The sequence below is a fragment of the Burkholderia sp. 22313 genome (assembly GCF_052045245.1).
Taxonomy (GTDB): Bacteria; Pseudomonadota; Gammaproteobacteria; order Burkholderiales; family Burkholderiaceae; genus Burkholderia.
The window spans coordinates 1-442 of the sequence record NZ_JBQEON010000096.1; the positions used below are offsets into that span (position 1 = coordinate 1).

A 442-nucleotide genomic window follows, 5' to 3' on the forward strand; every position below is an offset into this window, starting at 1 on the left:
TGAATACGGACGCTGCGCACTACAGCCCTGCATCAGCAGCATCAGTGTGACGATAACTAGTCTACGAACCATTAGAGTTTCCACAAACGGGATCTTTCATGATCTTGTTCCTTACAGAGAGGGGCGCGTGCATTAGCGCACCAGTGGCGCATCTGGATTGGTCGGCTTGATTGACGCGTCGCATGTGATGCGGTCCTGGTCCGACGGAGTCCTTAAACCGAGCGGGACAGTTGTATCGTATTCGACATGCTTGCCGTCAGGTATGTCGCTCTTGCTGTCGTAGACGAATCCCGGAATCAATGGATAAGAAACGACATACGAATCATATTGACGATGTTTTTCTATATACAAACGATCATTCGTTGCAGCTATCGCATATCTTTTCGAATCCTCGAATGGCCTGAAGCTATGGGGCATGTAAGTCAAAATATGGAAAGTCGCT

Annotated in this window: 1 pseudogene; it reads right to left on the minus strand. The window is 48.4% G+C overall.

The features are described from left to right. Window positions 1–132 precede the first annotated feature (132 nt). A pseudogene (locus tag ACTJKF_RS31440) lies at window positions 133–442 on the minus strand (T6SS immunity protein Tli3 family protein); the annotation flags it as partial.